Below are 26,864 nucleotides of genomic sequence, written 5' to 3' on the forward strand. Positions count from 1 at the left end.
CGGCGAGCCTAACCCATGCGTATTCCGGAATCGCGGGGTGCCCGGCGGGGATGGCCGGATGCAGAACCTCCGCGGGCGGCGGCCGGACGGCCGGTGCGGGGCGAGCCGACGGGCTCGCCGGGCCCGGTGGGGTGGTCGGCTCCGACGGGTGGCGACGCGCGGTGACCCCGGCGTCATGCCGTACGCCGGGAGCAACCCTGCTCCTGGGCGTACGGGGCCGTCGCATACGAGAGCCCCTGTCCGGAGGGAGAAAAGGGGCAGGGGCTCTCGTATGACGGCGGAGCGTACTAACGGACGAAGTGGTCGAACTCGCCCGCCTTGACGCCCTGGACGAGCGCGGCGAACTCGTCACGGCCCGTCCGGGTGACCACGCGCGGGTCGTCGCTCTCGCGCAACAGGATCTCCCCGGCGTGCCGTGCGACCTCGACGCACTGCTCTCCGCCGCCGCCGGAGAAAGACGACTTCTGCCAGCTGATCTGAGTGTCCATGGCGCGGATTATCACAGGTCGCGAGCGAGGTGGTGAATGAAGCTGCGCGACTCCTCGGGGTCGAGACCGGCCTGTTCCGCGAAGTCGAGCTGCACGCGATACCGGTTCAGATCGGCCACGGCGTCCAGCTGGCCCCCGCCGAACGGGGCATCGATGTGGACGGTGTCCAGCTGCGGCGTCACACCGCCCGCGTACAGCACGGTCTGCGTCGCCTCGACGAACTGCTCGCTGGCGAACGGGATCACACGCAGGGTCACCGCAGGCCGGTCCGCCGCCTCCAGGAGGCGTTCCAGCTGGGCACGCGCCACCTTGCGGCCGCCTATCCGCATGCGCAGTCCGGCCTCGTGGATGACGACGTCGAACTTCGGCGGCACCTCGCGGTCGAGCACGGTCTGTCTGCGCATCCGGTGCTCGACCCGCGCCTCGACCTCGTCCTCGGGCAGCTTGGGAAGGACACCTCCGAAGAGCGCCCGCGCATACTCCGGGGTCTGAAGCAGCCCGGGTGCCATCACGGGCTGGAGGCAGCGCATGTAACGGGCGTGGTGCTCCAGCTCCGCGATGTTCAGGAAGCCGGGCGCCAGCACACCGCGGTACTCGTCCCACCAGAACTGTCCCCGGTGCTCCCGCGCGATGGCGCACAGCGCGTCGGTCAACGCGGAGTCGTCGCACGAGTAGAAGCTCGCCAGGCGGCGGATCCGGTCCTCGCTCACGCCGATGCGGCCCGCCTCGATATGGCTGATCTTCGCCTGATCGGTGGAGATCAGCCCGGCGGCCTCGCGCGCGGTCATGCCTGCCTGCTCGCGCAGCTTTCTCAACTCGCGGCCCAGGCGCACCTGTCGTGCGGTGGGGTTGTCCCTCGGTGGCATGTCACCTTCCTCTGATCGCGCACAGTCTCGCGCGGTGCGGACGGTCCGGTCCACCCGGTCGTGCGAGGCGCTGACGACAAGCCTGCTCCGGGGTACTCATGTGCCTCAGAGTTCGTGCGCCGATGCCGCCCGGCAGCCGTCGTGGTGCGAAGTGCCGTCCTGAGCGGGCGAGTTGGAGGGGCGGGGGGTCAGGACCACCACTGCGGAAGGGTGAGCAGCAGGCCCAGTCCCGCCATCAGGGCGGCCATGGCGAGATTGACGGTCCGGTTCTCCCAGAGCACGGCCACGAACTCGCGGATGGTGGCGCTCGGCCAGAAGTACCGGGCGGTGGGGGAGCCCAGCACCTGTCCGCGTACTCCCTCCCGGCGGGCGGTCATCGCGGCGCGGAACGCGTGAAAGTTGTTGGTGACCACCACACAGGTGTAGTCCGGCTTCTCCGCCTCCATGATCATGCGGCTGAAACGGAGGTTCTCCTCCGTGTCGCGGGAGTGCTCCTCGGTGAGCACGTGGGCCGCGGGCGCGCCGTTCCCGACCAGCCATCCGGCCATGGCCGTGGCCTCCGGCACCTTCTCGTCCGGTCCCTGGCCGCCGGACGTGAGCAGCCGTGGCGCCCGCCCGCCGCGTGCCACCTGCCGGTCGTGGATCCGCAGCCCTTCGCGCAGGCGCGAGGCCAGCAACGGGGAGACCCGCTCACCGCCGAGCAGCCCCGACCCCAGCATCACCACGAAATCCACGTCCCCGCGCACGACGATCCGGCCGTAGAGGAAGGCGTAGCCGAGAAAGCAGACGAAGAGGAAGGAGACGTAGGCGCAGAGCATGAGCAGGATCGCCAGAACAAGTGATGTGAGGGCCGAGGGATTACGGCCCAGGACGTTCAGTACGAAGTACAGGGCGATGATCGCCAGCCCGGTCAGCAGGGACAGGAGGTTGCCGGGGCTGCGCCCTTCCTTGCGCACCATCGTCAGGCCGTTCGCGATCAGGAACGCCGACAGGACGAGGCTGGCGAACGCGGGAAGGACGAGGTACAGCATCAGCAGCACCCCGGCGTGCTCCGGCCGGCTCAGCAGCAGACCGGCCCCGGCGCTGATGACGGTCAGCCCCAGGAGCACGGCATTGCGGAACATCCTGCGGTCCTGGCGCACGCTGATCGCAAAGGCGGAGAGAAACACCAGAGCGGGGACGAAGCTGAGCATGACGCTGATCATAGGCATTTCCGCCCTGCCGGATCGGGGTCCAGGGCGGGGCCCCGATCCCGGCACAGGACGCCGCTCCGGCCGAAGGCGGCTCGGGCGGACCCGGGCGCCGGCGGTGCACCGGGCCTTGACGAAGGAGGCGACGGACGGCGGCGGAGCCGGTCGCGCCCAGAGCCTGTCGGGTGACCTTCGATCGGAGAGCGGGCGCGGCTTGGTGCGTGCGGTTCCAAGGCGCCGGGATGGCCTCGTAGTGGGGCTACGAGGGCATCCCGGCAATGCCGGAAGAGTGCGTGCCAGGGCGTGGCCGCCCGGTCAGAGGTCGCCGGACAGGCTCTCAGGGCGCGAGGCCCTTGCCCCCTGCCTTTGCCGTGAGAGCCCGGGCGCCGTCACGGCGGACACCCGCATGAACGGGTCCCGTGCGGAACCATCGCACGTCGACGGCTCCCGGGATGCTCTTCTCCCGCACGAGGAGCAGTCCTGACAGCACCATCAGCACCCAGACCACCGGACCCAGCGGATTTCCGGGGGACATGAACCCCTGAGCCGCGAGCCCGAGGAGCCCGCAGGAGGAAAGCACGGCCGCGAGAACGACCCTGTGGAGACTCGTGCGCGGCGTCCTGCCGGGCCCGCGGCGGATCTCGAACCGGCCGAAGAGTCCGGTGAAGCATCCCAGGAAGATCCCCGCCACGCCGACCCACACCGGAGCCCCGGCGAACCACATCGGGCTGCCGGGCGTCGGTGATGCGAAACCGAGCCCGACGACCGAGATTCCCGCGGTGACCACGAGCGCCGGCATGTGCCAGAGGTACAAGGTCATGAAACGGGCCCCGCACCACCGCAGGACAGTGACGGCGAACGGCCGTTCAGCGAGCCGCGTCATCACAGGCTTGAGCGTCAGCCACAGTCCGAGTTGGCCGATCGTCAGCGACAGCATCAGCGCGGTCGGAGGGCTCATGTTGGAGACGGGGGCGCCGGGCATCCCGATCATGGACGCCGGGTAGGGCCCGAGGAGAACAGCGGTCGCGGTGAGTCCGAAGCCGACGACGGCCAGACCCGACGATTTCCAACCGGTCCACATGCGCAGGCCGCCGTCGGCATAGTGGAATCCGAATTGATGGGCCGCCAGCCAAACGAACAAGGCATTCAGGTAGCCGATCGCAGGGCTGACCTCGAAGCGCAATACGTCGACGGCCAGGGAACAGGCGGCGAGAATTCCGATCACGCGCCATCCATGCCGGTGATACAGCTTGAACATGACCGGAGTGGCTGCGATGACAAGCAGGTAGACGGCGAGGAACCAAAGCAGCTGACCGGCGATCTTTCCGGCTATCAGCACCGGCTGAACAGGCACACCTTCACTCACCAGCACATGGGGCAACAGCAGCCATACGGCCGCCAACGGGACGACCGGCGCCAGGAGGCGGGCGATCCTGCTCCGGAGCCAGTCGCGCACCGAGTCCACGGATCGGAACGAGAAGAAATTGGCGGCTCCGCCGGCGAAGAACACCATGGGCATGACCTGTGTCAGCCAGGTGAGAATCCACCATCCAGGACTGGCGAGGGCATTCCCGGTGCTCAAATGCCCATGCTCATAGGAAAGGACCGGCATCAGCCAGTGCTGGGAAATGACAGCAAGCACACACAGCGCTCGGATGATGTCTATGAATGAGTCGCGACCGTGACTTGATGAATGAGCTCGCGTCGACTGCATTCAATTATTGTGTGATCAGCGGCGGATACGCACAGTAAAGAGGGCACCCGAATCCTTCCGGGGGTCAGCACCGGGTGCCGTGGTGGGGTCTTCCCCACCGGGGCCTGCCCACCCGTGATGCCCGGTGCGGTCACGGCCGGGCCGGAGGCGGGGGAGGGGGAGGGGCCGACCCGCTCATGGCGAAGGGCCGTCGCCCCGGGCAAGGAGGGGAGCGACGGCCCTTCGCACGTATCGCGCTTGTGAATCAGAGAACGCGGATCGCGCCGGACGGCGGGTCGTACGAAAGGGGGCGCTGCACCACGCCGGTGCTGGAGTTCTGCGCGCCGACGAACTCGCCGCCGCCCACGTACACCGCGACGTGGTACGCGCTGCCCGCGCCGCCCCAGTACAGGATGTCGCCCGGCTGAAGGTTGCTCAGGGAGACCTGGGTGCCGGCGGTGGACTGGGCCTGCGAGATGCGCGGCAGGTCGACGCCCACCGTGCGGAACGCGGCCTGGACGAGGCCGGAGCAGTCCCACGAGTTGGGGCCGGTGCCACCGGACACGTACGCGTCGCCGACCTGGGCCTTCACGAAGGAGACGACGGACGCGGCGGAACCGGTCGCGCTCGACGAGGAGGAGGAAGAGGAGGAGGACGAGGACGAGGAGGCGACGGCCATGCTCGCGGGGGAACCGCCGGTGGGCGCGCTGAGCGTGGTACGGGCCTGGGTGCGCGAGGCGCGCAGCGCGGCCTCGGCCTTCGCCTTGGCGGCGGCCTCCGCCTTCTTCTTGGCCTCGGCCTTGCGGACCGCCTCGGCCTTGGCCTTCTTGGCGGCCTTCGCGGCGGAGGCCGCGGCCTCGTCCTGCTGGGCCTGCGTCCGAAGGTTCTGGGCGACCTGCTCGGTCGCCTGGGCGGAGGCGGCGACGGCGGTGGAGAGGCCGTCGGTGATGGTGGGCATCTCGATCGTCCGGGCCACCGGCTCGGCCTGGGCCGGACCGGCCGCGCCCGCGACCGCGATGGTGCTGAGGACGCCACCGGCAACTCCGGCGCGCAGCGCCGTCTTCGGCGCGCTGCGGCGGGGCTTCCGGTGGCTGGGTATGTGAGCGGTGTGGGACATGAGTACTAGCGCTATCAGGGCGTCGGGGCTCCCATCAAGAAACGTGTGTTGCGACACAATTACGTTCGGAATCTCTGAATCCGCTTTCCGGTGAGCCTTATTGACGCCGTAACGGACAAAACGGGCACGCCTGATCACCGCTGTGATCACGGACTTTCGCTAATTCGTCCGAAATGCCCGCCACTTACCATCCACTCGTACTGGTGGCCAAGCCCGCTTTCCTTGGGGTGGCTGGTGAGTGGTGCAGGTCACATCCCGATCGCCGCGTGCGGGGCATGCGCGATCCACGCGGGCGATCCGTGCGGGGGTTGTGCGGGTGATCGCGTGGACGGTCGTGCGAACCGCACGTGCGGCGAGGTGGTGCGCGGGGGTGTGCGGAGGGTTCGGGGCGACGCCGGCCGAGGGGTGCGCGGGCGGCCCGGGGAAGTGGTCGCGCGGGATCTGCCGCGAGCGCCCGGCCGGCTCACGGGCGCTGCGCGCCCCGCGTCCGGAAGATCGTGAATGTGTGCACACGTCCACTTCGCTCCGCACGGGCCCCCTCGCACGGGTGAGTCCGGAGTGGGATGGATGCCCATATCATGCATCGCTGTCCATTGCCAATTTGCATGCAGAGGCGTTCCATTGTTAATGGAACAACGCTTTGACCAGCGATGACAGCACCAGATGTCACATCTCGTAACGGCACTGCCGCTTTGAGTGAAAAGATCGGCCCTCATCCGGCTTCATGATCGTTCGCCTGGTGGTGGAGATCACAAACTCCGTCTACTACCCCGTGTCGCAGATCACAGGACGGCGGGCATAGGATGCGGGGCAGTCGGGCTTGTGAACTGCCTCACATGTGCACGATCTTGATGGGGTGGCGAGCCGGAAACGCCCGATGCGGTCCAACGGTCAAGGACGACTGGAAGGAGCGAGGAGCGTGAATGCCTACGCGCCCATCCTCGTGCTCGGCGCCCTCGGGGCAGGGTTTGCGATCTTCTCCGTGGTCATGGCCACGCTTATCGGCCCCAGGCGATACAACCGGGCGAAGCTCGAAGCGTACGAGTGCGGGATCGAACCCACCCCCACTCCGGCCGGCGGCGGCCGCTTCCCCATCAAGTACTACCTGACGGCGATGCTCTTCATCGTCTTCGACATCGAGATCGTCTTCCTCTATCCCTGGGCGGTCACCTTCGACGCGCTGGGGATCTTCGGGCTCGTGGAGATGCTGCTCTTCGTGCTCACCGTCTTCGTCGCCTACGCGTACGTATGGCGTCGCGGCGGCCTGGAATGGGACTGAGGGGCTGAGGGGCACACCATGGGACTCGAAGAGAAGCTGCCCAGCGGCTTCATGCTGACCACCGTCGAACAGGCCGCGGGATGGGTGCGGAAGTCCTCCGTCTTCCCCGCCACGTTCGGTCTCGCCTGCTGCGCCATCGAGATGATGACGACCGGTGCGGGGCGCTACGACCTGGCCCGATTCGGGATGGAGGTCTTCCGTGGATCTCCGCGCCAGGCGGATCTGATGATCGTGGCGGGACGGGTCAGCCAGAAGATGGCGCCCGTCCTGCGGCAGGTCTACGACCAGATGCCCAACCCCAAGTGGGTGATCTCCATGGGGGTTTGCGCCTCATCGGGCGGAATGTTCAACAATTATGCCATTGTTCAGGGTGTTGATCATATTGTGCCGGTTGACATCTATTTGCCCGGTTGTCCGCCGCGGCCCGAGATGCTGATGGACGCGATCCTCAAGCTCCACCAGAAGATCCAGAACACCAAGCTCGGGGTCAACGCGGAGGAGGCCGCCCGCGAGGCGGAGGACGCGGCGCTCAAGGCCCTTCCCCTGATCGAGATGAAGGGGCTGCTGCGATGAGCGAGAACCACGGCCACGAGCGCGGCGGCGCGGACGGCCTGCCCGCACCGCGCGACGAGAGCGGCGAGGTCATCGGCGTACGCAGGGGCATGTTCGGTGCGAACAACGGCGGCGACACCTCCGGCTACGGCGGCCTCGTCCGCACCGTGGCGCTTCCCGGCGCCTCGTCCCGCCCCTACGGCGGCTGGTTCGACGAAGTGGCCGACGAACTCGAAGGGGCCCTGGAGGAGCAGGACCTGCTGCCCGCCAACGCCATCGAGAAGACCGTCGTCGACCGCGGCGAACTCACCTTCCACATCGCCCGCGAACACCTCGTCCGGGTGGCCCGCACGCTGCGCGACGACCCGGCGCTCCGTTTCGAGCTGTGCACCGGCGTGAGCGGCGTCCACTTCCTCGGCGACAAGGGCCGCGAGCTGCACGCCGTCTACCACCTGCGCTCGATCACCCACGGCCGGCTGATCCGCCTGGAGGTGTCGGCCCCGGACAGCGACCCGCACATCCCGTCGCTCGTCACGGTCTACCCGACCAACGACTGGCACGAGCGCGAGGCGTACGACTTCTTCGGGCTCGTCTTCGACGGGCACCCCGCCCTCACCCGGATCATGATGCCGGACGACTGGCAGGGCTTCCCGCAGCGCAAGGACTACCCGCTCGGCGGCATCGCCGTCGAGTACAAGGGCGCCCAGATCCCGGCTCCGGACCAGCGGAGGTCGTACTCCTGATGTCTACTCCCCACGCGACACCCCCCGGGACGCCCCTGTCGGACGCCCGTGCCACCACCGAGGGGACCGTGTACACGGTCACCGGCGGCGACTGGGACGAGATCGCCGAGTCCGCGGTCAAGTCCGACGACGAACGCATCATCGTCAACATGGGCCCCCAGCACCCGTCCACGCACGGGGTGCTGCGGCTGATCCTGGAGATCGACGGCGAGACCGTCACCGAGGCCCGCTGCGGCATCGGCTACCTCCACACCGGCATCGAGAAGAACCTCGAATTCCGGAACTGGACCCAGGGCACCACGTTCGTGACGCGCATGGACTACCTGACGCCGTTCTTCAACGAGGCGGCCTACTGCCTCGGCGTCGAGAAGCTCCTCGGCATCGAGGACCAGATCCCCGACCGGGCCACCGTCCTGCGCGTGCTCCTGATGGAACTCAACCGGATCTCCTCGCACCTGGTGTGCATCGCCACCGGCGGCATGGAGCTCGGTGCCACCACGATCATGATCTACGGGTTCCGCGACCGCGAACTCGTCCTCGACCTCTTCGAGCTGATCACCGGCCTGCGCATGAACCACGCGTTCATCCGGCCCGGCGGACTCGCCCAGGACCTGCCGCCCGGCGCGATCGACCAGCTCCGCGAGTTCGTGAAGACCATGAAGAGGAACCTGCCGGAGTACGACAAGCTCGCCACCGGCAACCCCATCTTCAAGGCCCGCATGCAGGACGTCGGTTACCTCGACCTGACCGGCTGCATGGCACTCGGCGCCACCGGCCCGATCCTGCGCTCCGCCGGACTCCCGCACGACCTGCGCAAGACGGATCCGTACTGCGGATACGAGACGTACGAGTTCGACGTCCCCACCGCCGACAGCTGCGACGCCTACGGCCGCTTCCTCATCCGCCTGGAGGAGATGCGCCAGTCGCTGCGGATCGTCGAGCAGTGCATCGACCGGCTCGAACCCGGACCGGTCATGGTCGCCGACAAGAAGATCGCCTGGCCCGCACAGCTCGCGCTCGGCCCCGACGGGCTCGGCAACTCGCTCGACCACATCAGGAAGATCATGGGCACCTCCATGGAGGCCCTGATCCACCACTTCAAGCTGGTGACCGAGGGCTTCCGCGTCCCCGCCGGGCAGACGTACACCGCCGTCGAATCGCCCAAGGGCGAACTCGGCGTGCACGTCGTCTCCGACGGCGGCACCCGCCCCTACCGGGTCCACTTCCGCGATCCGTCCTTCACCAACCTCCAGGCCATGGCGGCGATGTGCGAGGGCGGCCAGGTCGCCGACGTCATCGTCGCCGTCGCGTCCATCGACCCCGTGATGGGAGGCGTCGACCGGTGACCGAAGCACGCCAGGAAATCAGTCTGGGGATGCCACAGCTCCCCGCCCCCGCCTACCCCGACGAGGTACGCGCCAGGCTGGAGGCGGACGCGAAGGAGGTGATCGCCCGCTACCCCGGCAGCCGGTCCGCACTGCTGCCGCTGCTGCACCTCGTGCAGGCGGAGGAGGGCTACGTCTCCCGCACCGGCATGGCGTTCTGCGCCGAGACGCTCGGCCTGACCACCGCCGAGGTCACCGCCGTCGCCACCTTCTACACCATGTACCGGCGCGGGCCGAGCGGCGACTACCAGGTCGGTGTCTGCACCAACACCCTGTGCGCGGTGATGGGCGGCGACGCGATCTTCGAGCGGCTGGTGGAGCACCTCGGCGTCGGAAACGGCGGGCCCGATATGACAACTGCGGACGGCAAGGTCACCCTCGAACACATCGAGTGCAACGCCGCCTGCGACTTCGCCCCCGTGGTGATGGTCAACTGGGAGTTCTTCGACAACCAGACGCCCGAGAGCGCGACCCGCCTGGTCGACGACCTCATCGCCGGGCGCGGTGCCGAACCCACCAGGGGCGCGCCCCTGTGCACGTACAAGGAGACCGCCCGCATCCTGGCCGGCTTCCCCGACGAACGCCCCGGCGCCGTCGAGGCGTCCGGCGGCGCCGGGCCCGCCTCGCTCGCCGGGCTCCGGCTCGCCCGGGGCGAGGAACCGCACCCGCGCGTCGTCGCCCCCCGCGGCGAGAGCCCACACGGTGACCAGCCGCACGACCCGTCGCCGTCCGAGCACCTCGGCTCCCACGACGCACCGCAGCCGACCTCGGCCTCCGACCCGGACCACCCGGCAGGCCCCACGGCCGAGGAGGGAGCGTGATGACGTTGGCCACCCAGCTCAGCGACAACGGCAGCGGCGGCGGGGGAGACCCCGAGAAGCTGCTCGCCCCCGTCCTCTCCGCTTTCTGGGACGAACCGCGCTCCTGGACCCTGGAGACCTACCGGCGCCACGGCGGCTACGAAGGGCTGCGCAAGGCCCTCGCCATGTCCCCGGACGACCTCATCGCGTACGTGAAGGAATCCGGACTGCGCGGACGCGGCGGGGCCGGCTTCCCCACCGGCATGAAGTGGCAGTTCATCCCGCAGGGCGACGGCAAACCCCACTACCTCGTCGTCAACGCCGACGAGTCGGAACCCGGCACCTGCAAGGACATCCCGCTCCTCTTCGCCAACCCGCACGCCCTCATCGAGGGCATCGTGATCGCCTGTTACGCGATCCGTTCCGCGCACGCCTTCATCTACCTGCGCGGTGAGGTCGTCCCCGTACTGCGGCGGTTGCACGAGGCCGTGCGCGAGGCGTACGCGGCGGGATACCTCGGCAAGGACGCCCTCGGCCCCGGGCTCGACCTGGAACTCACCGTCCACGCGGGCGCGGGCGCGTACATCTGCGGCGAGGAGACCGCCCTGCTCGACTCGCTCGAAGGACGGCGCGGCCAGCCCCGGCTGCGCCCCCCCTTCCCCGCGATCGCCGGTCTCTACGCCTGCCCCACCGTGGTGAACAACGTCGAGTCCATCGCCTCGGTTCCCGCGATCCTGAACAACGGCAAGGACTGGTTCACCTCCATGGGGACCGAGAAGTCTCCGGGCTTCACGCTGTACTCGCTCAGCGGACACGTCGCGAGCCCCGGACAGTACGAGGCTCCGCTCGGCATCACGCTGCGCCAGCTGCTCGACATGAGCGGCGGCATGCGCCCCGGGCACCGGCTGAAGTTCTGGACCCCCGGCGGCTCCTCCACCCCGATGTTCACCGACGAACACCTCGACGTACCGCTCGACTACGAGGGCGTCGGCGCCGCCGGGTCCATGCTCGGCACCAAGGCGCTCCAGTGCTTCGACGAGACGACCTGCGTGGTGCGGGCCGTCACCCGCTGGACCGAGTTCTACGCCCACGAGTCCTGCGGAAAGTGCACGCCCTGCCGCGAAGGGACGTACTGGCTCGTCCAGTTGCTCCGCGACATCGAAGCGGGCAAGGGCCGGGCGGACGACCTCGACAAGCTGAACGACATCGCCGACAACATCAACGGCAAGTCCTTCTGCGCCCTCGGCGACGGCGCCGCCTCGCCGATCTTCTCCTCGCTGAAGTACTTCCGCGAGGAGTACGAGCAGCACATCACGGGCAAGGGCTGCCCCTTCGATCCCGCCAGGTCGACCGCCTGGGCCGACGACAAGACCGCTCACCAGGGGGTGAACGCATGACCGTCACCACGGGCGCGCCCACCGGGGGCGGCGAGGCGGCCGTCCCGCCCGAGGACCTCGTCACACTGACGATCGACGGCATCGAGATCAGCGTGCCCAAGGGCACCCTGGTCATCCGCGCCGCCGAACTCCTCGGCATCGAGATCCCGCGCTTCTGCGACCACCCGCTCCTCGACCCGGCCGGCGCCTGTCGGCAGTGCATCGTCGAGGTCGAGGGCCAGCGCAAGCCGATGGCGTCCTGCACCATCACCTGCACCGACGGCATGGTGGTGCACACCCAGCTCACCTCGCCCGTCGCGGAGAAGGCGCAGAAGGGTGTGATGGAGCTGCTGCTCATCAACCACCCGCTGGACTGCCCGGTATGCGACAAGGGCGGCGAGTGCCCGCTGCAGAACCAGGCGATGTCGCACGGCGACGCCGAATCCCGCTTCGACGGGAAGAAGCGGACGTACGAGAAGCCCGTCCCGATCTCCACCCAGGTGCTGCTGGACCGCGAGCGGTGCGTGCTCTGCGCCCGCTGCACCCGGTTCTCCAACCAGGTGGCGGGCGACCCCATGATCGAGCTGATCGAACGCGGTGCGCTCCAGCAGGTCGGCACGGGGGAGGGCGACCCGTTCGAGTCGTACTTCTCCGGGAACACCATCCAGATCTGCCCGGTCGGGGCGCTGACCTCGGCCGCGTACCGGTTCCGCTCCCGCCCCTTCGACCTGGTGTCGTCGCCGTCGGTGTGCGAGCACTGTGCGGGCGGCTGCGCCACCCGCACCGACCACCGGCGCGGCAAGGTCATGCGGCGGCTCGCCGCCGACGACCCCGAGGTCAACGAGGAGTGGATCTGCGACAAGGGCCGCTTCGCCTTCCGCTACGCGCAGCAGCGCGACCGGCTCACCACCCCGCTGGTGCGCAGCGCCGACGGGGTGCTGGAACCGGCGAGCTGGCCCGAGGCCCTGGCCGCCGCGGCCACCGGGCTCGCCGCCTCGCGCGGCCGGGCGGGCGTCCTGGCCGGCGGCCGGCTGACCGTCGAGGACGCGTACGCCTACGGCAAGTTCGCCCGGGTCGTCCTCGACACCAACGACGTCGACTTCCGGGCCCGCGCGCACAGCGGCGAGGAGGCCGACTTCCTGGCCGCCCGCGTCGCCGGACGCGGCCGGGACCTGGACCGCACCGGCGTCACGTACGCCTCGCTGGAGAAGGCCCCGGCGGTGCTGCTCGTCGGCTTCGAGGCGGAGGAGGAGTCGCCCGGCGTCTTCCTGCGGCTGCGCAAGGCGATGCGCAAGCACGGCCAGCGCACCTGGTCCATCGCCTCGCACGCCACCCGCGGCCTCACGAAGGCGGGCGGCACGCTGCTGCCGGCCGCGCCCGGCACCGAGACCGAGTGGCTGGACGCCCTCGCGGGCGGTGTCGGACTCGACGGCGACGGGGCCGCGGCGGCCGAGGCGCTGCGCGGCGACGGGGCCGTGATCGTGGTCGGCGAACGGCTGGCCGCCGTGCCGGGCGGGCTGACCGCCGCGGTGCGGGCCGCGACGGCGACCGGGGCGAAGCTGGTGTGGATCCCGCGCCGGGCCGGTGAGCGCGGCGCGATCGAGGCGGGCCTGCTGCCGTCGCTGCTGCCCGGCGGGCGCCCCGCGACCGACCCGCGGGCCCGGGACGAGGTGGCGGCCGTGTGGGGCGTCGCCGAGCTGCCCTCCGGCTTCGGCCGCGACACCGGCCAGATCCTTCAGGCCGCGGCCACCGGCGAACTGGGTGCGCTGCTCGTCGCCGGGGTCGAACCGGCCGATCTGCCGGACCCGGCGCGGGCCCTGGAGGCCCTGGACGGGGTCGGCTTCCTGGTCTCGCTGGAGCTGCGGCCGAGCGAGGTCACCGAGCGGGCCGACGTGGTCCTGCCGGTCGCCGCGGTCGCCGAGAAGACCGGGACCTTCCTCGACTGGGAGGGCAGGGCCCGGCCGTTCGAGGCGGCGCTGAAGCCCGAGCAGATGACGCGGACGCTCCCGCCGGCCGACGCCCGGGTGCTGCACATGCTGGCCGACGCGATGGGCACCCCGCTCGCGCTGCCGGACCTGAGGTCCGTACGCCGCGAGCTGGACCGGCTCGGCGGCTGGAGCGGCGCACATGCCGAGGACCCGGACGAGCCGAACCGGCCGCTGCCCCGGCCCGGTGACGGCGAGGCGGTCCTGGCGGGCCACCGGATGCTGCTCGACCTGGGCCGGCTCCAGGAGGGCGACGACGCGCTGGCCGGCACCCGGCACGCCTCGGTCGCCCGGCTCTCCGCCGCCACCGCCGCCGAGACCGGCGTCGAGGACGGCGACCTGCTGGCCGTGAGCGGCCCGGCGGGCCGCGTCGAACTCCCGTTGAAGATCACCGACATGCCGGACCGGGTGGTCTGGGTGCCGCTGAACTCCGTCGGGCGGGGCGCCTGGGCCGACACCGGCGCCCGGCCCGGCGGCCTGGTCCGGATCGGCCCCGCCGCACCGGGCACCGACCACACCACACCGGAGGTGGGGGAGTGACTGCCTTCGCTCAACTGGCCGCGGCACCGCACGAACCCGTGCTCGCCGCCGAGAACCTGTCGATGTTCGGCACCGACCCGTGGTGGCTGGTCGTCGTCAAGGCGGTGTTCTGCTTCGCGTTCCTGATGGTGACCGTGCTGTTCTCCATCGTGTGGGAGCGCAAGGTCGTCGCCTGGATGCAGCTGCGCATCGGCCCCAACCGGAACGGGCCCTGGGGCATGCTCCAGTCGCTCGCCGACGGCGTGAAGCTGATGCTGAAGGAAGACGTCGTCGTCAAGCGCGCCGACAAGATCGTGTACGTGCTCGCGCCGATCGTCGCCGCCATCCCGGCGTTCATGGCGATCGCCGTGATCCCCTTCGGCCCGCCCGGCAACGAGGTCTCGATCTTCGGGCAGCGCACGGCGATGCAGCTCACCGACCTGCCGATCGCGATGCTCTACATCCTCGCGGTCGCCTCGGTCGGGATCTACGGCATCGTGCTGGCCGGCTGGTCCTCCGGTTCGACGTACCCGCTCCTCGGCGGGCTGCGCTCCTGCGCCCAGATGATCAGTTACGAGATCGCCATGGGCGCCGCGTTCGCCTCGGTCTTCCTCTACTCCGGGTCGATGTCGACCTCGAAGATCGTTGAGGCGCAGCAGGAGCGCTGGTTCATCCTGCTGCTGCCGGTGTCGTTCCTCATCTACATCGTCACGATGGTCGGCGAGACCAACCGGGCCCCGTTCGACATGCCGGAGTCCGAGGGCGACCTGGTCGGCGGGTTCAACACCGAGTACTCGTCGATCAAGTTCGCGATGTTCATGCTCGCCGAGTACGTGAACATGGTGACCGTCTCCGCGGTCTCCACCACCCTGTTCCTCGGCGGCTGGCGGGCCCCGTGGCCCATCAGCACCTTCTGGGAGGGCGCGAACCACGGCTGGTGGCCGATGCTCTGGTTCGTCCTCAAGGTCCAGCTGCTGCTGTTCTTCTTCATCTGGCTGCGCGGCACGCTGCCCCGGGTCCGCTACGACCAGCTGATGAAGCTCGGCTGGAAGGTCCTGATCCCGGTGTCCGTGGTCTGGCTGATGCTGGTCGCCACCGTGCGGGCGCTGCGCAACGACGGCTACGACTTCACGCGGATCGTCCTGTACGTGGCCGGGGCCGTGATCGCGGTCCTGCTGCTCTCCTTCGTCGCGGACGTCTTCCGCGACAAGAAGGGCCGGGCCGAGGCGGCGAAGGCCGGGCCGGAGCCCGAGTTCGACCCGATGGCGGGCGGATTCCCGGTGCCGCCGCTGCCCGGACAGACCCTGCCGCCGGTGCCGCGCCGCAGGCCGCGGGGCGAACGGCAGCTCGTTGTCAGTGGCGGAACGGATACTGAGAGTGACGGAGATTCGAGTGACGGAAAGGAGGCTGACGGTGTCTGAGTCGAAGGAGCCCTCGGGGGAGAAGTTCCAGAACCCCGTCGCCGGCTTCGGCGTGACCTTCAAGGCCATGTTCAAGAAGCGGCTGACGGAGCAGTATCCGGAGACGCGGAAGGTGACGGCGCCGCGCTTCCACGGCCGGCATCAGCTCAACCGTCACCCGGACGGCCTGGAGAAGTGCGTCGGCTGCGAGCTGTGCGCCTGGGCCTGCCCGGCGGACGCCATCTACGTGGAGGGCGCGGACAACACGGACGAGGAGCGCTACTCCCCGGGCGAGCGCTACGGCCGCGTCTACCAGATCAACTACGCGCGCTGCATCCTGTGCGGGCTGTGCATCGAGGCGTGCCCGACCCGGGCGCTCACGATGACCAACGAGTTCGAGCTCGCCAACACCTCCCGCGCGAGCCTCATCTACACCAAGGACGAGCTGCTCGCGGGCCTGGAGGAGGGCATGGTCGACACCCCGCACGCGATCTACCCGGGGATGGACGAGCAGGACTACTACCGGGGCCTGGTCACCGAGGCCGCGCCGGGCACGGTGCGTCAGACCGCCGTCTCCAAGGGCGAGAAGCCCATCGACGAGGCGTCCGGGACGAGCGGCGACCGTGAGAACGACGGCTCGGCGCGGGAGGTGGACGCATGATGCTCCTGGCCGCGGCGGCCTCGCAGACCTCGACCGGTGAGGCCGTCCAGTTCTGGCTGCTGGGCATCGTCGCCGTGATCGGCGCGCTGTCCACCGTACTGATGAGAAAAGCCGTGCACAGCGCGCTGAGCCTCGCCGGGACCATGATCGTCCTGGCGGTGTTCTATCTCGCCAACGGCGCCTACTTCCTCGGCGTCGTCCAGATCGTCGTCTACACCGGCGCGATCATGATGCTGTTCCTCTTCGTCGTCATGCTCGTCGGCGTCACGGCCGCCGACTCGCTGAAGGAGACCATCAAGGGGCAGCGCTGGCTGGCCGCGGCCTGCGGGATCGGCTTCGGCGTCCTGCTGATCGCGGGCATCGGCAACGCCTCGCTGAACAGCTTCAACGGGCTCGGCGCGGCCAACTCCGCGCACGGCGGGAACGTCGAGGGGCTGGCCGCCCTCATCTTCACCAAGTACGTCTTCGCCTTCGAGATCACCGGCGCCCTGCTGATCACGGCGACGGTCGGCGCGATGGTGCTCACCCACCGGGAGCGCGCCGAACGCGCCCGCACCCAGCGGGAGTTGTCCGAGGCCCGGGTGCGCGGCGGGGCGCAGTTGCCGCCGCTGCCCGCCCCCGGCGTCTACGCCCGGCACAACGCCGTGGACATCCCGGGTCTGCTCCCGGACGGTACCCCGGCCGAGCTCACCGTCATGCGGACCCTGCGCGAACGCGGCCAGATCCGCGATGTTTCGGGCGAATCCCTGGAGCAGCTCAGGGCACTGGAGCAGCGCTCCGAGGAGCGGCTCGGCCGCGGGGGCGAGGGCCGCGGCGGTGAGTCGCGCGGACGGAACAACGACGGCAGCGACAACGAAACAGAGGAGGTCGCCAAGTGAATCCGGTCAACTACCTCTATCTCGCGGCCCTGTTGTTCACCATCGGCGCGTCCGGGGTGCTGATCCGGCGGAACGCGATCGTGCTGTTCATGTGCGTGGAGCTGATGCTCAACGCCTGCAACCTCGCGCTGGTGACCTTCTCCCGGATGCACGGCAACCTCGACGGCCAGATCATCGCGTTCTTCACGATGGTCGTCGCCGCCGCCGAGGTCGTGGTGGGGCTCGCGATCATCGTGTCGGTGTTCCGTTCCCGCCACTCGGCCTCGGTCGACGACGCCGGCCTGATGAAGCTGTAAGGGGACGTTGAATCGTGGAGAACCTGATTGCGCTGCTCGTCGCGGCGCCTCTGCTCGGAGCGGCGGTCCTGCTCTGCGGCGGCCGACGACTCGACCGCTCCGGACACTGGATCGGCACCCTGCTCGCCGCCGTGTCCTTCGTCATCGGCGCGGTGCTCTTCACCGACATGCTGGGGCGGGCCGCCGACGAACGGGCCCTGCACCAGAAGCTGTTCAGCTGGATCCCGGTCGAGGGCTTCCGGGCCGACGTGGCCTTCCAGCTCGACCAGCTGTCGATGACCTTCGTGCTGCTGATCACCGGCGTCGGCACCCTGATCCACCTCTACTCGATCGGCTACATGGCGCACGACGAGCGCCGGCGCCGCTTCTTCGCCTATCTGAACCTGTTCCTCGCGGCGATGCTGCTGCTGGTCCTCGCCGACAACTACCTGCTGCTGTACGCCGGCTGGGAAGGCGTCGGCCTGGCGTCGTACCTGCTGATCGGCTTCTGGCAGCACAAGCCCAGCGCGGCCACCGCCGCCAAGAAGGCGTTCCTGGTCAACCGGGTCGGCGACATGGGCCTGTCGATCGCGATCATGCTGATGTTCACCACCTTCGGCACGTTCGCGTTCGGGCCCGTCCTGGCGGCGACGGGGGAGACCGGTGAGGGCAAGCTGACGGCGATCGGCCTGATGCTGCTGCTCGCCGCCTGCGGCAAGTCGGCCCAGGTGCCGCTCCAGTCCTGGCTCGGCGACGCGATGGAGGGCCCGACCCCGGTCTCCGCGCTCATCCACGCCGCGACCATGGTGACCGCGGGCGTCTACCTCATCGTCCGCTCGGCCGCGATCTTCGACGCCGCGCCCGACGCGCAACTGGTCGTGGTGATCGTCGGCGCGGTCACGCTCCTGTTCGGTGCGATCGTCGGTTGCGCCAAGGACGACATCAAGAAGGCCCTCGCCGGTTCGACGATGTCGCAGATCGGCTACATGGTGCTCGCCGCGGGTCTCGGCCCGATCGGCTACGTCTTCGCGATCATGCACCTGGTGACGCACGGCTTCTTCAAGGCCGGGCTCTTCCTCGGCGCCGGTTCCGTCATGCACGGCATGAACGACGAGGTCGACATGCGCAGGTACGGCGGCCTGCGCAAGCACATGCCGGTCACCTTCGTCACCTTCGGCCTCGGCTATCTGGCGATCATCGGCTTCCCCGGACTGTCCGGCTTCTTCTCCAAGGACAAGATCATCGAGGCGGCCTTCGCGAAGGGCGGCGCCGAGGGCTGGATCCTCGGCTCGGTCGCCCTGCTCGGCGCCGCGATCACCGCGTTCTACATGACGCGCGTGATGCTGCTGACCTTCTTCGGCGAGAAGCGCTGGCAGCCGGACGCGGACGGAAACGAGCCGCACCCGCACGAGTCCCCCAGGTCGATGACCATCCCCATGATCGTCCTGGCCTTCGGGTCGGTCTTCGCGGGCGGCCTGTTCTCCGTCGGCGACCGCTTCCTGAAGTGGCTGGAACCGGTCACCGGACACAGCCACGGAAACGCCCCGGTCAGTGCCACGACCGTCACGACGGCCACCATGGTGGTGCTCGCCGTCGGCGTCGCCATCGCCTGGGCGATGTACGGGCGCAGGCCGGTCCCGGTCACCGCCCCGCGCGGCTCGCTGCTCACCCGGGCGGCCCGCCGCGACCTGCTCCAGGACGACTTCAACCACGTGGTCCTGGTCCGCGGCGGCGAGCACCTCACCCGCTCCCTGGTGTACGTCGACCACACCCTGGTCGACGGCGTCGTCAACGGCACGGCCGCCACGATGGGCGGGCTCTCCGGCCGGCTGCGCAAGCTGCAGAACGGCTACGCCCGCTCCTACGCGGTCTCGATGTTCGGCGGTACGGCGATCCTCATCGCCGCGACCCTGCTGATGAGGGCGGTCTGATCACCATGTCCTTTCCCCTCCTGACAGCGACGGCGGCGCTCCCGGCGATCGGCGCGATCGCCACCGCCGCCGTCCCGGCCGCCCGGCGCACCGCCGCCAAATGGACGGCGCTGGTGTTCTCGCTGGCCACGCTCGTCCTGGCGGGCGTCGCGCTCGCCCGGTTCGAGCCCGGCGGCGACCGCTACCAGCTCACCGAATCGCACGCCTGGATCAAGGACTTCGGCGTCCGGTACGAACTGGGCGTGGACGGCATCGGGGTGGCGCTCATCGGGCTCACCGCCCTGCTCATCCCCTTCATCGTCCTGGCGGGCTGGCACGACGCCGACCCCCTGGTGACCAAGTCCTCGCGCTGGCGCCCCACCCAGGGCTTCTTCGCCCTGATCCTGATGGTCGAGGCGATGGTGATCCTCTCCTTCGAGGCCACCGACGTCTTCCTCTTCTACGTCCTCTTCGAGGCCATGCTCATCCCGATGTACTTCCTCATCGGCGGCTTCGGGGACCGGGCGCACACGGGCAGCGACGAGAACGCGGCGGCGCAGCGCTCGTACGCGGCGGTGAAGTTCCTTCTCTACAACCTGGTCGGCGGGCTGATCATGCTGGCCGCCGTGATCGGGCTGTACGTGGTCGCGGGGACGTTCTCGCTCTCCGAGATCGCCGAGGCCCGTGCCAATGGCTCGTTCTCCATGGCGACGAGCACGGAGCGCTGGCTGTTCCTCGGGTTCTTCTTCGCCTTCGCGGTGAAGGCCCCGCTGTGGCCGCTGCACACCTGGCTGCCCAACGCGATGGGCGAGGCGACCGCCCCGGTCGCCGTCCTGATCACCGCGGTCGTCGACAAGGTCGGCACGTTCGCGATGCTCCGCTTCTGCCTCCAGCTCTTCCCGGAGGCCAGCAAGTGGGCGACGCCGGTGATCGTCGTCCTGGCCCTGGTCAGCATCGTGTACGGGGCGCTGCTCGCCGTCGGCCAGCGCGACATCAAGCGGCTGATCGCCTACGCGTCGATCTCGCACTTCGGCTTCATCGTCCTGGGCATCTTCGCGATGACCAGCCAGGGCCAGTCCGGCGCCACGCTCTACATGGTCAACCACGGGATCTCGACCGCCGCGCTGATGCTGGTGGCGGGCTTCCTGATCACCCGGCGCGGTTCGCGGCTCATCGCCGACTACGGCGGCGTGCAGAAGGTGGCGCCCGTCCTGGCCGGCACGTTCCTGATCGGCTCTCTGGCCACCCTGTCGCTGCCCGGGCTCGCCCCGTTCGTCAGCGAGTTCCTGGTCCTGGTCGGCGCGTTCAGCGCGTACCCGGCGGCGGGCATCATCGCCACGACCGGCATCGTGCTCGCCGCGCTCTACGTCCTCGTCCTCTACCAGCGGACGATGACCGGCCCGGTGAAGGCGGAGGTCAAGGGCATGGCGGACCTCAAGGTCCGGGAGATGGCGGTGGTCCTGCCGCTGATCGCGCTGCTGCTGTTCCTGGGCGTCTACCCGAAGCCGCTGACCGAGATCGTCAACCCGGCGGTGCAGCACACCATGTCGGACGTCCAGAAGAAGGACCCCCAGCCTGAGGTGGAGGCCGCCAAGTGAGCGCAACAGCTGTCCACAGCCTGTGGGCGACGGCGGGCGGGGTGACGTCGGCCGCCCCGGGCGAGAAGTTCCAGGCACCCGTCATCGAGTACACCCAGCTCATGCCGGTCCTGATCGTGATCGGCGCGGCCGTCGTCGGCGTGCTCGTCGAGGCGTTCGTGCCGCGCCGGTCCCGCTACTACACACAGGTCTTCCTGACCGTCGTCGCCCTCGCCGCCTCCTTCGCCGCGATCATCGGCCTCGCGGCCGGGGGACACGGCACGACGAAGGCGGGCATCGTGGCGATGGGCGCCATCGCGATCGACGGCCCGACGCTGTTCCTGCAGGGCACCATCCTGCTGACCGCGCTGGTCGCCGTCTTCACCTTCGCCGAGCGCCGGCTCGACCCCTCCTCGCACGGCAACCTGGTGGACTCCTTCGCCGCGCAGGCCGCGTCGGTCCCCGGCAGCGACAGCGAGAAGGCCGCGGTCCGGGCCGGGTTCACCACCACCGAGGTCTTCCCCCTGGTCCTCTTCTCGGTGGCGGGCATGCTGGTCTTCCCGGCGGCCAACGACCTGCTGACGCTGTTCGTGGCCCTGGAGGTCTTCTCCCTCCCGCTCTACCTGCTGTGCGCCGTCGCCCGCCGCAAGCGGCTGATGTCGCAGGAGGCGGCGGTGAAGTACTTCCTGCTCGGCGCCTTCTCGTCGGCGTTCCTGCTGTTCGGGATCGCCCTGCTCTACGGGTACGCGGGCTCCGTCTCGTACGCCGGGATCGCGCACGTGGTCGACGGATCCGTCACGAAGGTCGACCCGGCGCTCGCCGCCACCATGGGCAACGACGCGCTGCTGCTGATCGGCGGCGCGATGATCCTGACCGGTCTGCTCTTCAAGGTCGGCGCCGTCCCGTTCCACATGTGGACCCCGGACGTCTACCAGGGCGCACCGACCCCGGTCACCGGGTTCATGGCCGCGGCCACGAAGGTCGCCGCGTTCGGCGCGCTGCTGCGTCTGCTGTACGTGGTGCTGCCGGGCCTCACCTGGGACTGGCGGCCGGTCATGTGGGCCGTCGCGATCGTCACGATGCTGGGCGGTGCGATCGTCGCCATCACCCAGACCGACATCAAGCGGCTGCTCGCCTACTCGTCGATCGCGCACGCCGGGTTCATCCTCGCCGGTGTCATCGCGGCCACCCCGGACGGCGTCTCGTCGGTCCTCTTCTACCTGGGCGCGTACTCCTTCGTGACGGTCGGTGCGTTCGCCGTCGTCACCCTGGTGCGCGACGCGGGCGGCGAGGCGACGCACCTGTCGAAGTGGGCGGGGCTCGGACGCCGCTCCCCGCTGGTCGCGGCGGTCTTCGCGGTGTTCCTGCTGGCCTTCGCCGGCATCCCGCTCACCTCCGGGTTCGCCGGGAAGTTCGCCGTGTTCAAGGCAGCGGCGGACGGAGGCGCGGGCGGGCTGGTCGTGGTCGGTGTGATCTCGTCGGCGATCGCCGCGTTCTTCTACATCCGGGTCATCGTGCTGATGTTCTTCAGCGAGCCGAAGGCGGACGGCCCGACGGTCGCCGTCCCGTCCCCGCTGACGATGACGACGATCGCGGTCGGCGTCGCGGTCACGCTGGTGCTGGGCCTGGCCCCGCAGTACTTCCTGGACCTGGCGAGCCAGGCGGGGGTCTTCGTGAGGTAGCGCACACGCGCACGGCCGGCACCCCCGGCCGGGACGGCGCCGGACGGGCCCGAGAAGTCAAGCCCGTCCGGCGTTGTCGTACGCGGCGCCTATCGTGGCAGGGAGCGGTGGCGGCACGACGCGTACGGCACCGGGGCCAGGCGGATGAGCACGACGGGCGGGACCATGGATGTGACCGAGAGCGAAGCACGGCGGACCCTGCACCGCGTGTTCGGGTACGAGGTGTTCCGCGGCGAGCAGGAAGCCGTCGTCGACCACGTGGTGGCGGGCGGCGACGCCGTCGTGCTCATGCCGACCGGTGGCGGGAAGTCCCTGTGCTACCAGATCCCGGCCCTGGTCAGGTCGGGTACGGGCGTGGTCGTCTCCCCGCTGATCGCCCTGATGCAGGACCAGGTCGACGCCTTGCGGGCGCTGGGCGTGCGGGCCGGTTTCATCAACTCCACGCAGGACTTCGACGAGCGCCGCTCGATGGAGGCGCAGTTCCTCGCGGGCGAGCTGGACGTGCTCTACCTGGCCCCGGAGCGCCTCCGGCTGGACTCCACGCTGGGCCTGCTCGCGCGGGGCGAGATCTCCGTCTTCGCGATCGACGAGGCGCACTGCGTCGCCCAGTGGGGCCACGACTTCCGCCCCGACTACCTGGCCCTCTCGGTCCTCGGGGAGCGCTGGCCCGACGTCCCGCGGATCGCCCTGACGGCCACTGCGACGAACGCCACGCACGAGGAGATCACCCGGCGCCTGGGCATGCCCGACGCCAAGCACTTCGTCGCCAGTTTCGACCGGCCCAACATCCAGTACCGGATCGTGTCCAAGGCCGATCCGAAGAAGCAACTGCTGTCCTTCCTCAAGGAGGAGCACGCCGGGGACGCGGGCATCGTCTACTGCCTGTCGCGCAACGCGACCGAGAAGACCGCCGAGTACCTGTGCCGCAACGGCATCGAGGCCGTCCCGTACCACGCGGGTCTGGACGCGGGCACGCGCGCCGCGCACCAGTCCCGGTTCCTGCGCGAGGAGGGCCTGGTCGTCGTCGCGACCATCGCCTTCGGCATGGGCATCGACAAGCCGGACGTCCGTTTCGTCGCCCACCTCGACCTGCCGAAGTCGGTCGAGGGCTACTACCAGGAGACCGGCCGCGCGGGCCGCGACGGGCTGCCGTCCACGGCGTGGATGGCCTACGGGCTCCAGGACGTCGTCCAGCAGCGCAAGCTCATCCAGGGCGGCGAGGGCGACGAGGCTTTCCGCCGCCGCGCCGCCTCCCACCTCGACGCGATGCTGGCCCTGTGCGAGACGGCCGCGTGCCGTCGTGGCCAACTGCTGCGGTACTTCGGCCAGGAGCCCGGCGCCGCGGCCTGCGGCAACTGCGACACCTGCCTCACCCCGCCCGAGACCTGGGACGGCACGGTGGCCGCGCAGAAGCTGCTGTCGACGGTGGTACGGCTGAAGCGGGAGCGCGGGCAGAAGTTCGGCGCGGGCCAGATCACCGACATCCTGCTCGGCCGCAAGACCGCGAAGATCATCCAGTTCGACCACGACCAGCTCTCGGTCTTCGGTATCGGCGGCGAACTGTCCGAGGCCGAATGGCGGGGCGTCGTACGGCAGTTGCTCGCCCAGGGCCTGATCACGGTCGAAGGCGAGTACGGCACGCTGGTGCTGACGGAGGAGAGCGGCGCGGTCCTCGGGGGGCAGCGCCAGGTGCCGCTGCGCAAGGAGGCGGCGAAGCCCGCCTCGCGTTCCGGCTCCGCGAAGGGCGAACGCAAGGCGAAGTCCTCGCAGGCCGCCGCCGAGCTGGCGCCGGAGGCCGTCCCCGTCTTCGAGGCGCTCCGGGCCTGGCGCGGGGGCCGGGCGAAGGAGCAGGGCGTCCCGGCGTACGTCATCTTCCACGACGCGACGCTGCGCGAGATCGCGACGGTGCGGCCGGACTCGGTCGCCGCGCTCGGCGGCATCAGCGGCCTGGGCGAGAAGAAGCTGGCGACGTACGGGGAGGGGGTGCTGGAGGTGCTGGCGGAGTTCACGGACGCGGCGGACCCGGCGGGCGAGCCGGACGCGGCGGGGGAGCCGGATGTGGCGGCAGGGCCGCGGCAGGACGTGTTCCCGCAGGCCGGTCCGGCGGCGGAGCCGGGACCCGCGACGGCGTCCGGCCCGGCCGCGCCCGCCTCAGCCCCGGCCCCGGTCTCCCCGGCTCCGGCCGCTCCCGCGCGGGCCGCTTCGACTCCGGCCGCTTCGGCCGCGCACGACGACCCGGGATTCGACTGGGACGAGGAGCCGCCGCCCGAGTACGAGTGAGCCGGACGGGGCGGTGGCGCCGGGGCTACTCCGGGGCCGCAGCCCGGCGGCGAGCGGTGATGGCGGTGAGATCCAGGTCGACGGGGAAGGGGACCGAGACCTTCATGCGGTCGTGGAAGATTCCGGTGGAGGTGTAGGCGTAGACCCCGGTCGACGGCTCCAGTTCGAAGACGTAGACCACCGCCCTGCCGTCCTGGTTCTCCACTCGCCAGTAGTGGGGGATACGCGCTCGTGCGTACTTCACGGGTTTGGTCTCCCGGTCCCGGGTCAGGGACTCCTCGGACACGACCTCGATGGCGAGTCGCACGGACGCGGCCGGGAAACGTGTCTGGCTCGGATCCTGGACGATCTCGCCGTCCACGACGATCACATCGGGTTCGGGCCGGTTGTAGCGGTCGATGTCGATGGTGAACTCGCGCACGACCTCCAGACCGGAAGGCGCCAGTGACTCAAGCTGCCAGTTGAAGAAGTCAACTGCCCGAGAATGGAACAGGGTCTGCGGACTCACGAAAACAAGACTCCCGTCGATCAGCTCCGTGTGCGGAGGCAGATTCGGGAGTGTGTCCAGGTCATCGGCGGTCCAGCCGCCCACGGGCGGAACCGCCCACCTCGGCTCGTTGGCCTCGGGTTCGACGCTCATCAGGGCTCCCATGCACGGAGTCTCGCGGGTCTGTCCAGCGTATCGATCAGAAACCCATTCGGGACCGCGCGAACGAATGAACCCATTGGTAGACGTTGACGGCCGGGACCCTCGCGAGGGTCCCGGCCGTCAACGCGTACGTCACACCGACGGAACGATCCGCCCCGTCACCTCGCCGAGGCCCACCCGGGTGCCGTCCGGTCCCGGGGCCCAGGCCGTCATCGTGACCGTGTCGCCGTCCTCCAGGAACGTCCGCTTGCCGTCGGGGAGGTCCAGAGGGTCGCGGCCGTTCCAGGTCAGCTCCAGGAGCGAGCCGCGCAGGCCGGGCTCGGCGCCGCTGACCGTGCCCGAGCCGTACAGGTCGCCGGTGCGCAGCGACGCGCCGTTCACCGTCATCTGGGCCAGCATCTGGGCCGGGGTCCAGTACATGGTGGCGAACGGCGGCTCGGAGACGGTCTGCCCGTTGATCGCGACGGAGATCCGCAGGTCCAGCCCGCCGTCCCGCTCCTCGCCGCCGTCCTCCAGATAGGGGAGGAGCGGGAAGTCCCGGGCGGGGGGCGCGGTCCAGGCCGCCTCCAGGGCCTCCAGCGGGGTCACCCACGCCGACACGGATGTGGCGAAGGACTTGCCGAGGAACGGGCCGAGCGGCACGTACTCCCACGCCTGGATGTCCCGCGCCGACCAGTCGTTGAGCAGCGAGAGCCCGAAGACGTGCTCGCGGAAGTCGCCGAGCGGGACCGGGCGGCCCTGCTCGGAGCCGACGCCGACGACGAACCCGACCTCGGCCTCGATGTCCAGCTTGACGGACGGGCCGAAGACCGGGGCCGCGTCGGTGGGCGCCTTGCGCTGGCCGGACGGGCGCACCACGTCCGTTCCGGAGACCACGACGGTGCCGGACCGGCCGTGGTAGCCGATCGGGAGGTGCTTCCAGTTGGGCGTCAGCGGGTCGCCGTTCGGCCGGAAGATCTTCCCGACGTTGGTGGCGTGGTGCTCGCTCGCGTAGAAGTCGACGTAGTCCGCGACCCGGTACGGGAGGTGCAGCGTGACGGACTCGACGGGGTGCAGCAGCGGTTCGATGTCCGGGCGGTGCGCCGGGACCGTCACCCACGCGGTCAGGGCCCGTCGGACGTCCCGCCAGGCGGTGCGGCCCGCGGCCAGCAGCACGGTCAGGTCCGGCTGGGCGAGAAGGCGCGCGTAGGGGGAGCCGAGCGCGTGTGCGGCGGCCCCGGCGTCCAGCACGTGGTCGCCGACGCGGACGCCGACCCGGCGGTCCTCGGGGTGGCCGGGAGTGGAGAACACACCGTACGGAAGGTTGTGCGGGCCGAAGGGGTCGCCCTCGGCCAGATCGAGCGGGCTGCTCTGCTCGGGCATGTGTTGCCGCCTCGCTTTCCAGGTCGCTTGCGGGACACGTTACGTCGGCGCCGCCGCCCGTGGGAGTGTCCCGAGCGTGTCCCAACTGTCCGCGAGGACCGGAAAGTTCCGCCGTGCCCCGGGGTACGGGACACGGCGGAAGCTGTCGCCGGCGGCGCCGGGCCCGTGCACTCGGCAGCGCCCGTGCGCTCGGCAGG

General features: G+C 69.9%; 22 protein-coding genes. 15 read left to right on the forward strand and 7 right to left on the reverse strand.

The features are described from left to right. Positions 1–287 precede the first annotated feature (287 nt). The 5 genes from ACFYXM_RS15855 to ACFYXM_RS15875 all read right to left on the reverse strand — a co-directional run bounded on the left by ACFYXM_RS15855 (position 288) and on the right by ACFYXM_RS15875 (position 5,354). Positions 288–488, reverse strand: a complete 201-nt coding sequence (locus tag ACFYXM_RS15855; protein ID WP_389289678.1) for a DUF397 domain-containing protein — start codon at positions 486–488, stop codon at positions 288–290. Positions 489–499: 11 nt separating this feature from the next. Then, entirely contained in the window at positions 500–1,354 is an 855-nt protein-coding gene (locus ACFYXM_RS15860) for a helix-turn-helix domain-containing protein (protein ID WP_389289679.1), read from the reverse strand. A 188-nt stretch (positions 1,355–1,542) separates the two neighbouring features. Further along, positions 1,543–2,547: an ElyC/SanA/YdcF family protein gene (locus tag ACFYXM_RS15865; RefSeq protein WP_389289681.1), complete on the reverse strand. Its 1,005-nt coding sequence runs from the start codon at positions 2,545–2,547 to the stop codon at positions 1,543–1,545. A 334-nt stretch (positions 2,548–2,881) separates the two neighbouring features. After that, a complete protein-coding gene (locus tag ACFYXM_RS15870; RefSeq protein WP_389289682.1) occupies positions 2,882–4,258 on the reverse strand; it encodes an acyltransferase in 1,377 nt (458 codons plus the stop codon). Positions 4,259–4,502: 244 nt separating this feature from the next. Continuing rightward, positions 4,503–5,354 (reverse strand): C40 family peptidase, encoded by an 852-nt coding sequence (locus tag ACFYXM_RS15875; protein ID WP_389289684.1) that lies wholly within the window; start codon positions 5,352–5,354, stop codon positions 4,503–4,505. Positions 5,355–6,273: 919 nt separating this feature from the next. Between ACFYXM_RS15875 and ACFYXM_RS15880 the strand changes: the two genes are divergently transcribed. The 15 genes from ACFYXM_RS15880 to recQ all read left to right on the forward strand — a co-directional run bounded on the left by ACFYXM_RS15880 (position 6,274) and on the right by recQ (position 24,656). Further along, the gene (locus ACFYXM_RS15880; RefSeq protein ID WP_031093067.1) at positions 6,274–6,633 is read left to right on the forward strand and encodes an NADH-quinone oxidoreductase subunit A; all 360 of its coding nucleotides are present in this window, start codon (positions 6,274–6,276) and stop codon (positions 6,631–6,633) included. A gap of 18 nt (positions 6,634–6,651) precedes the next feature. Next, complete coding sequence (locus ACFYXM_RS15885) at positions 6,652–7,206, forward strand: NADH-quinone oxidoreductase subunit B family protein (RefSeq protein ID WP_351517720.1); 555 nt, start codon at positions 6,652–6,654, stop codon at positions 7,204–7,206. Further along, positions 7,203–7,928, forward strand: a complete 726-nt coding sequence (locus tag ACFYXM_RS15890) for an NADH-quinone oxidoreductase subunit C (protein WP_389289687.1) — start codon at positions 7,203–7,205, stop codon at positions 7,926–7,928. Before ACFYXM_RS15885 ends, ACFYXM_RS15890 begins: the two co-directional genes overlap by 4 nt. Then, entirely contained in the window at positions 7,928–9,274 is a 1,347-nt protein-coding gene (locus ACFYXM_RS15895; RefSeq protein ID WP_389289688.1) for an NADH-quinone oxidoreductase subunit D, read from the forward strand. Before ACFYXM_RS15890 ends, ACFYXM_RS15895 begins: the two co-directional genes overlap by 1 nt. A gap of 29 nt (positions 9,275–9,303) precedes the next feature. Next, positions 9,304–10,134 (forward strand): NADH-quinone oxidoreductase subunit NuoE, encoded by an 831-nt coding sequence (gene nuoE / locus ACFYXM_RS15900; RefSeq protein ID WP_389289690.1) that lies wholly within the window; start codon positions 9,304–9,306, stop codon positions 10,132–10,134. Beyond that, complete coding sequence (gene nuoF, locus ACFYXM_RS15905) at positions 10,134–11,510, forward strand: NADH-quinone oxidoreductase subunit NuoF (RefSeq protein WP_389289692.1); 1,377 nt, start codon at positions 10,134–10,136, stop codon at positions 11,508–11,510. Before nuoE ends, nuoF begins: the two co-directional genes overlap by 1 nt. Next, a complete protein-coding gene (locus tag ACFYXM_RS15910; protein ID WP_389289694.1) occupies positions 11,507–14,014 on the forward strand; it encodes an NADH-quinone oxidoreductase subunit G in 2,508 nt (835 codons plus the stop codon). The genes nuoF and ACFYXM_RS15910 overlap by 4 nt, the downstream gene beginning before the upstream one ends. Next, a complete protein-coding gene (nuoH, locus tag ACFYXM_RS15915; protein ID WP_389289695.1) occupies positions 14,011–15,414 on the forward strand; it encodes an NADH-quinone oxidoreductase subunit NuoH in 1,404 nt (467 codons plus the stop codon). Before ACFYXM_RS15910 ends, nuoH begins: the two co-directional genes overlap by 4 nt. After that, positions 15,407–16,054, forward strand: a complete 648-nt coding sequence (nuoI, locus tag ACFYXM_RS15920) for an NADH-quinone oxidoreductase subunit NuoI (RefSeq protein WP_389289696.1) — start codon at positions 15,407–15,409, stop codon at positions 16,052–16,054. The genes nuoH and nuoI overlap by 8 nt, the downstream gene beginning before the upstream one ends. Further along, complete coding sequence (locus ACFYXM_RS15925) at positions 16,054–16,932, forward strand: NADH-quinone oxidoreductase subunit J (RefSeq protein ID WP_389289809.1); 879 nt, start codon at positions 16,054–16,056, stop codon at positions 16,930–16,932. The genes nuoI and ACFYXM_RS15925 overlap by 1 nt, the downstream gene beginning before the upstream one ends. After that, positions 16,929–17,228 (forward strand): NADH-quinone oxidoreductase subunit NuoK, encoded by a 300-nt coding sequence (gene nuoK / locus ACFYXM_RS15930; RefSeq protein WP_362021207.1) that lies wholly within the window; start codon positions 16,929–16,931, stop codon positions 17,226–17,228. Before ACFYXM_RS15925 ends, nuoK begins: the two co-directional genes overlap by 4 nt. A gap of 14 nt (positions 17,229–17,242) precedes the next feature. After that, the gene (gene nuoL / locus ACFYXM_RS15935; protein WP_389289697.1) at positions 17,243–19,138 is read left to right on the forward strand and encodes an NADH-quinone oxidoreductase subunit L; all 1,896 of its coding nucleotides are present in this window, start codon (positions 17,243–17,245) and stop codon (positions 19,136–19,138) included. 5 nt (positions 19,139–19,143) lie between these two features. After that, positions 19,144–20,715 carry an NADH-quinone oxidoreductase subunit M gene (locus tag ACFYXM_RS15940; RefSeq protein ID WP_389289699.1) on the forward strand — a complete coding sequence of 524 codons (1,572 nt, stop codon included), beginning with the start codon at positions 19,144–19,146 and terminating at the stop codon, positions 20,713–20,715. After that, positions 20,712–22,376 (forward strand): NADH-quinone oxidoreductase subunit NuoN, encoded by a 1,665-nt coding sequence (nuoN, locus tag ACFYXM_RS15945; RefSeq protein ID WP_389289701.1) that lies wholly within the window; start codon positions 20,712–20,714, stop codon positions 22,374–22,376. Before ACFYXM_RS15940 ends, nuoN begins: the two co-directional genes overlap by 4 nt. A gap of 165 nt (positions 22,377–22,541) precedes the next feature. Further along, the gene (gene recQ / locus ACFYXM_RS15950) at positions 22,542–24,656 is read left to right on the forward strand and encodes a DNA helicase RecQ (protein WP_389289703.1); all 2,115 of its coding nucleotides are present in this window, start codon (positions 22,542–22,544) and stop codon (positions 24,654–24,656) included. 25 nt (positions 24,657–24,681) lie between these two features. Here recQ and ACFYXM_RS15955 read toward each other — a convergent pair whose 3' ends face one another. Together ACFYXM_RS15955 and fahA are read right to left on the reverse strand one after the other, a co-directional pair. Next, the gene (locus ACFYXM_RS15955) at positions 24,682–25,296 is read right to left on the reverse strand and encodes a Uma2 family endonuclease (RefSeq protein ID WP_389289705.1); all 615 of its coding nucleotides are present in this window, start codon (positions 25,294–25,296) and stop codon (positions 24,682–24,684) included. Positions 25,297–25,437: 141 nt separating this feature from the next. Continuing rightward, the gene (fahA, locus tag ACFYXM_RS15960) at positions 25,438–26,667 is read right to left on the reverse strand and encodes a fumarylacetoacetase (protein ID WP_389289707.1); all 1,230 of its coding nucleotides are present in this window, start codon (positions 26,665–26,667) and stop codon (positions 25,438–25,440) included. Between the last annotated feature and the right edge of the window lie 197 nt (positions 26,668–26,864).

Source organism: Streptomyces sp. NPDC002476 (assembly GCF_042889785.1).
Lineage (GTDB): Bacteria > Actinomycetota > Actinomycetes > Streptomycetales > Streptomycetaceae > Streptomyces.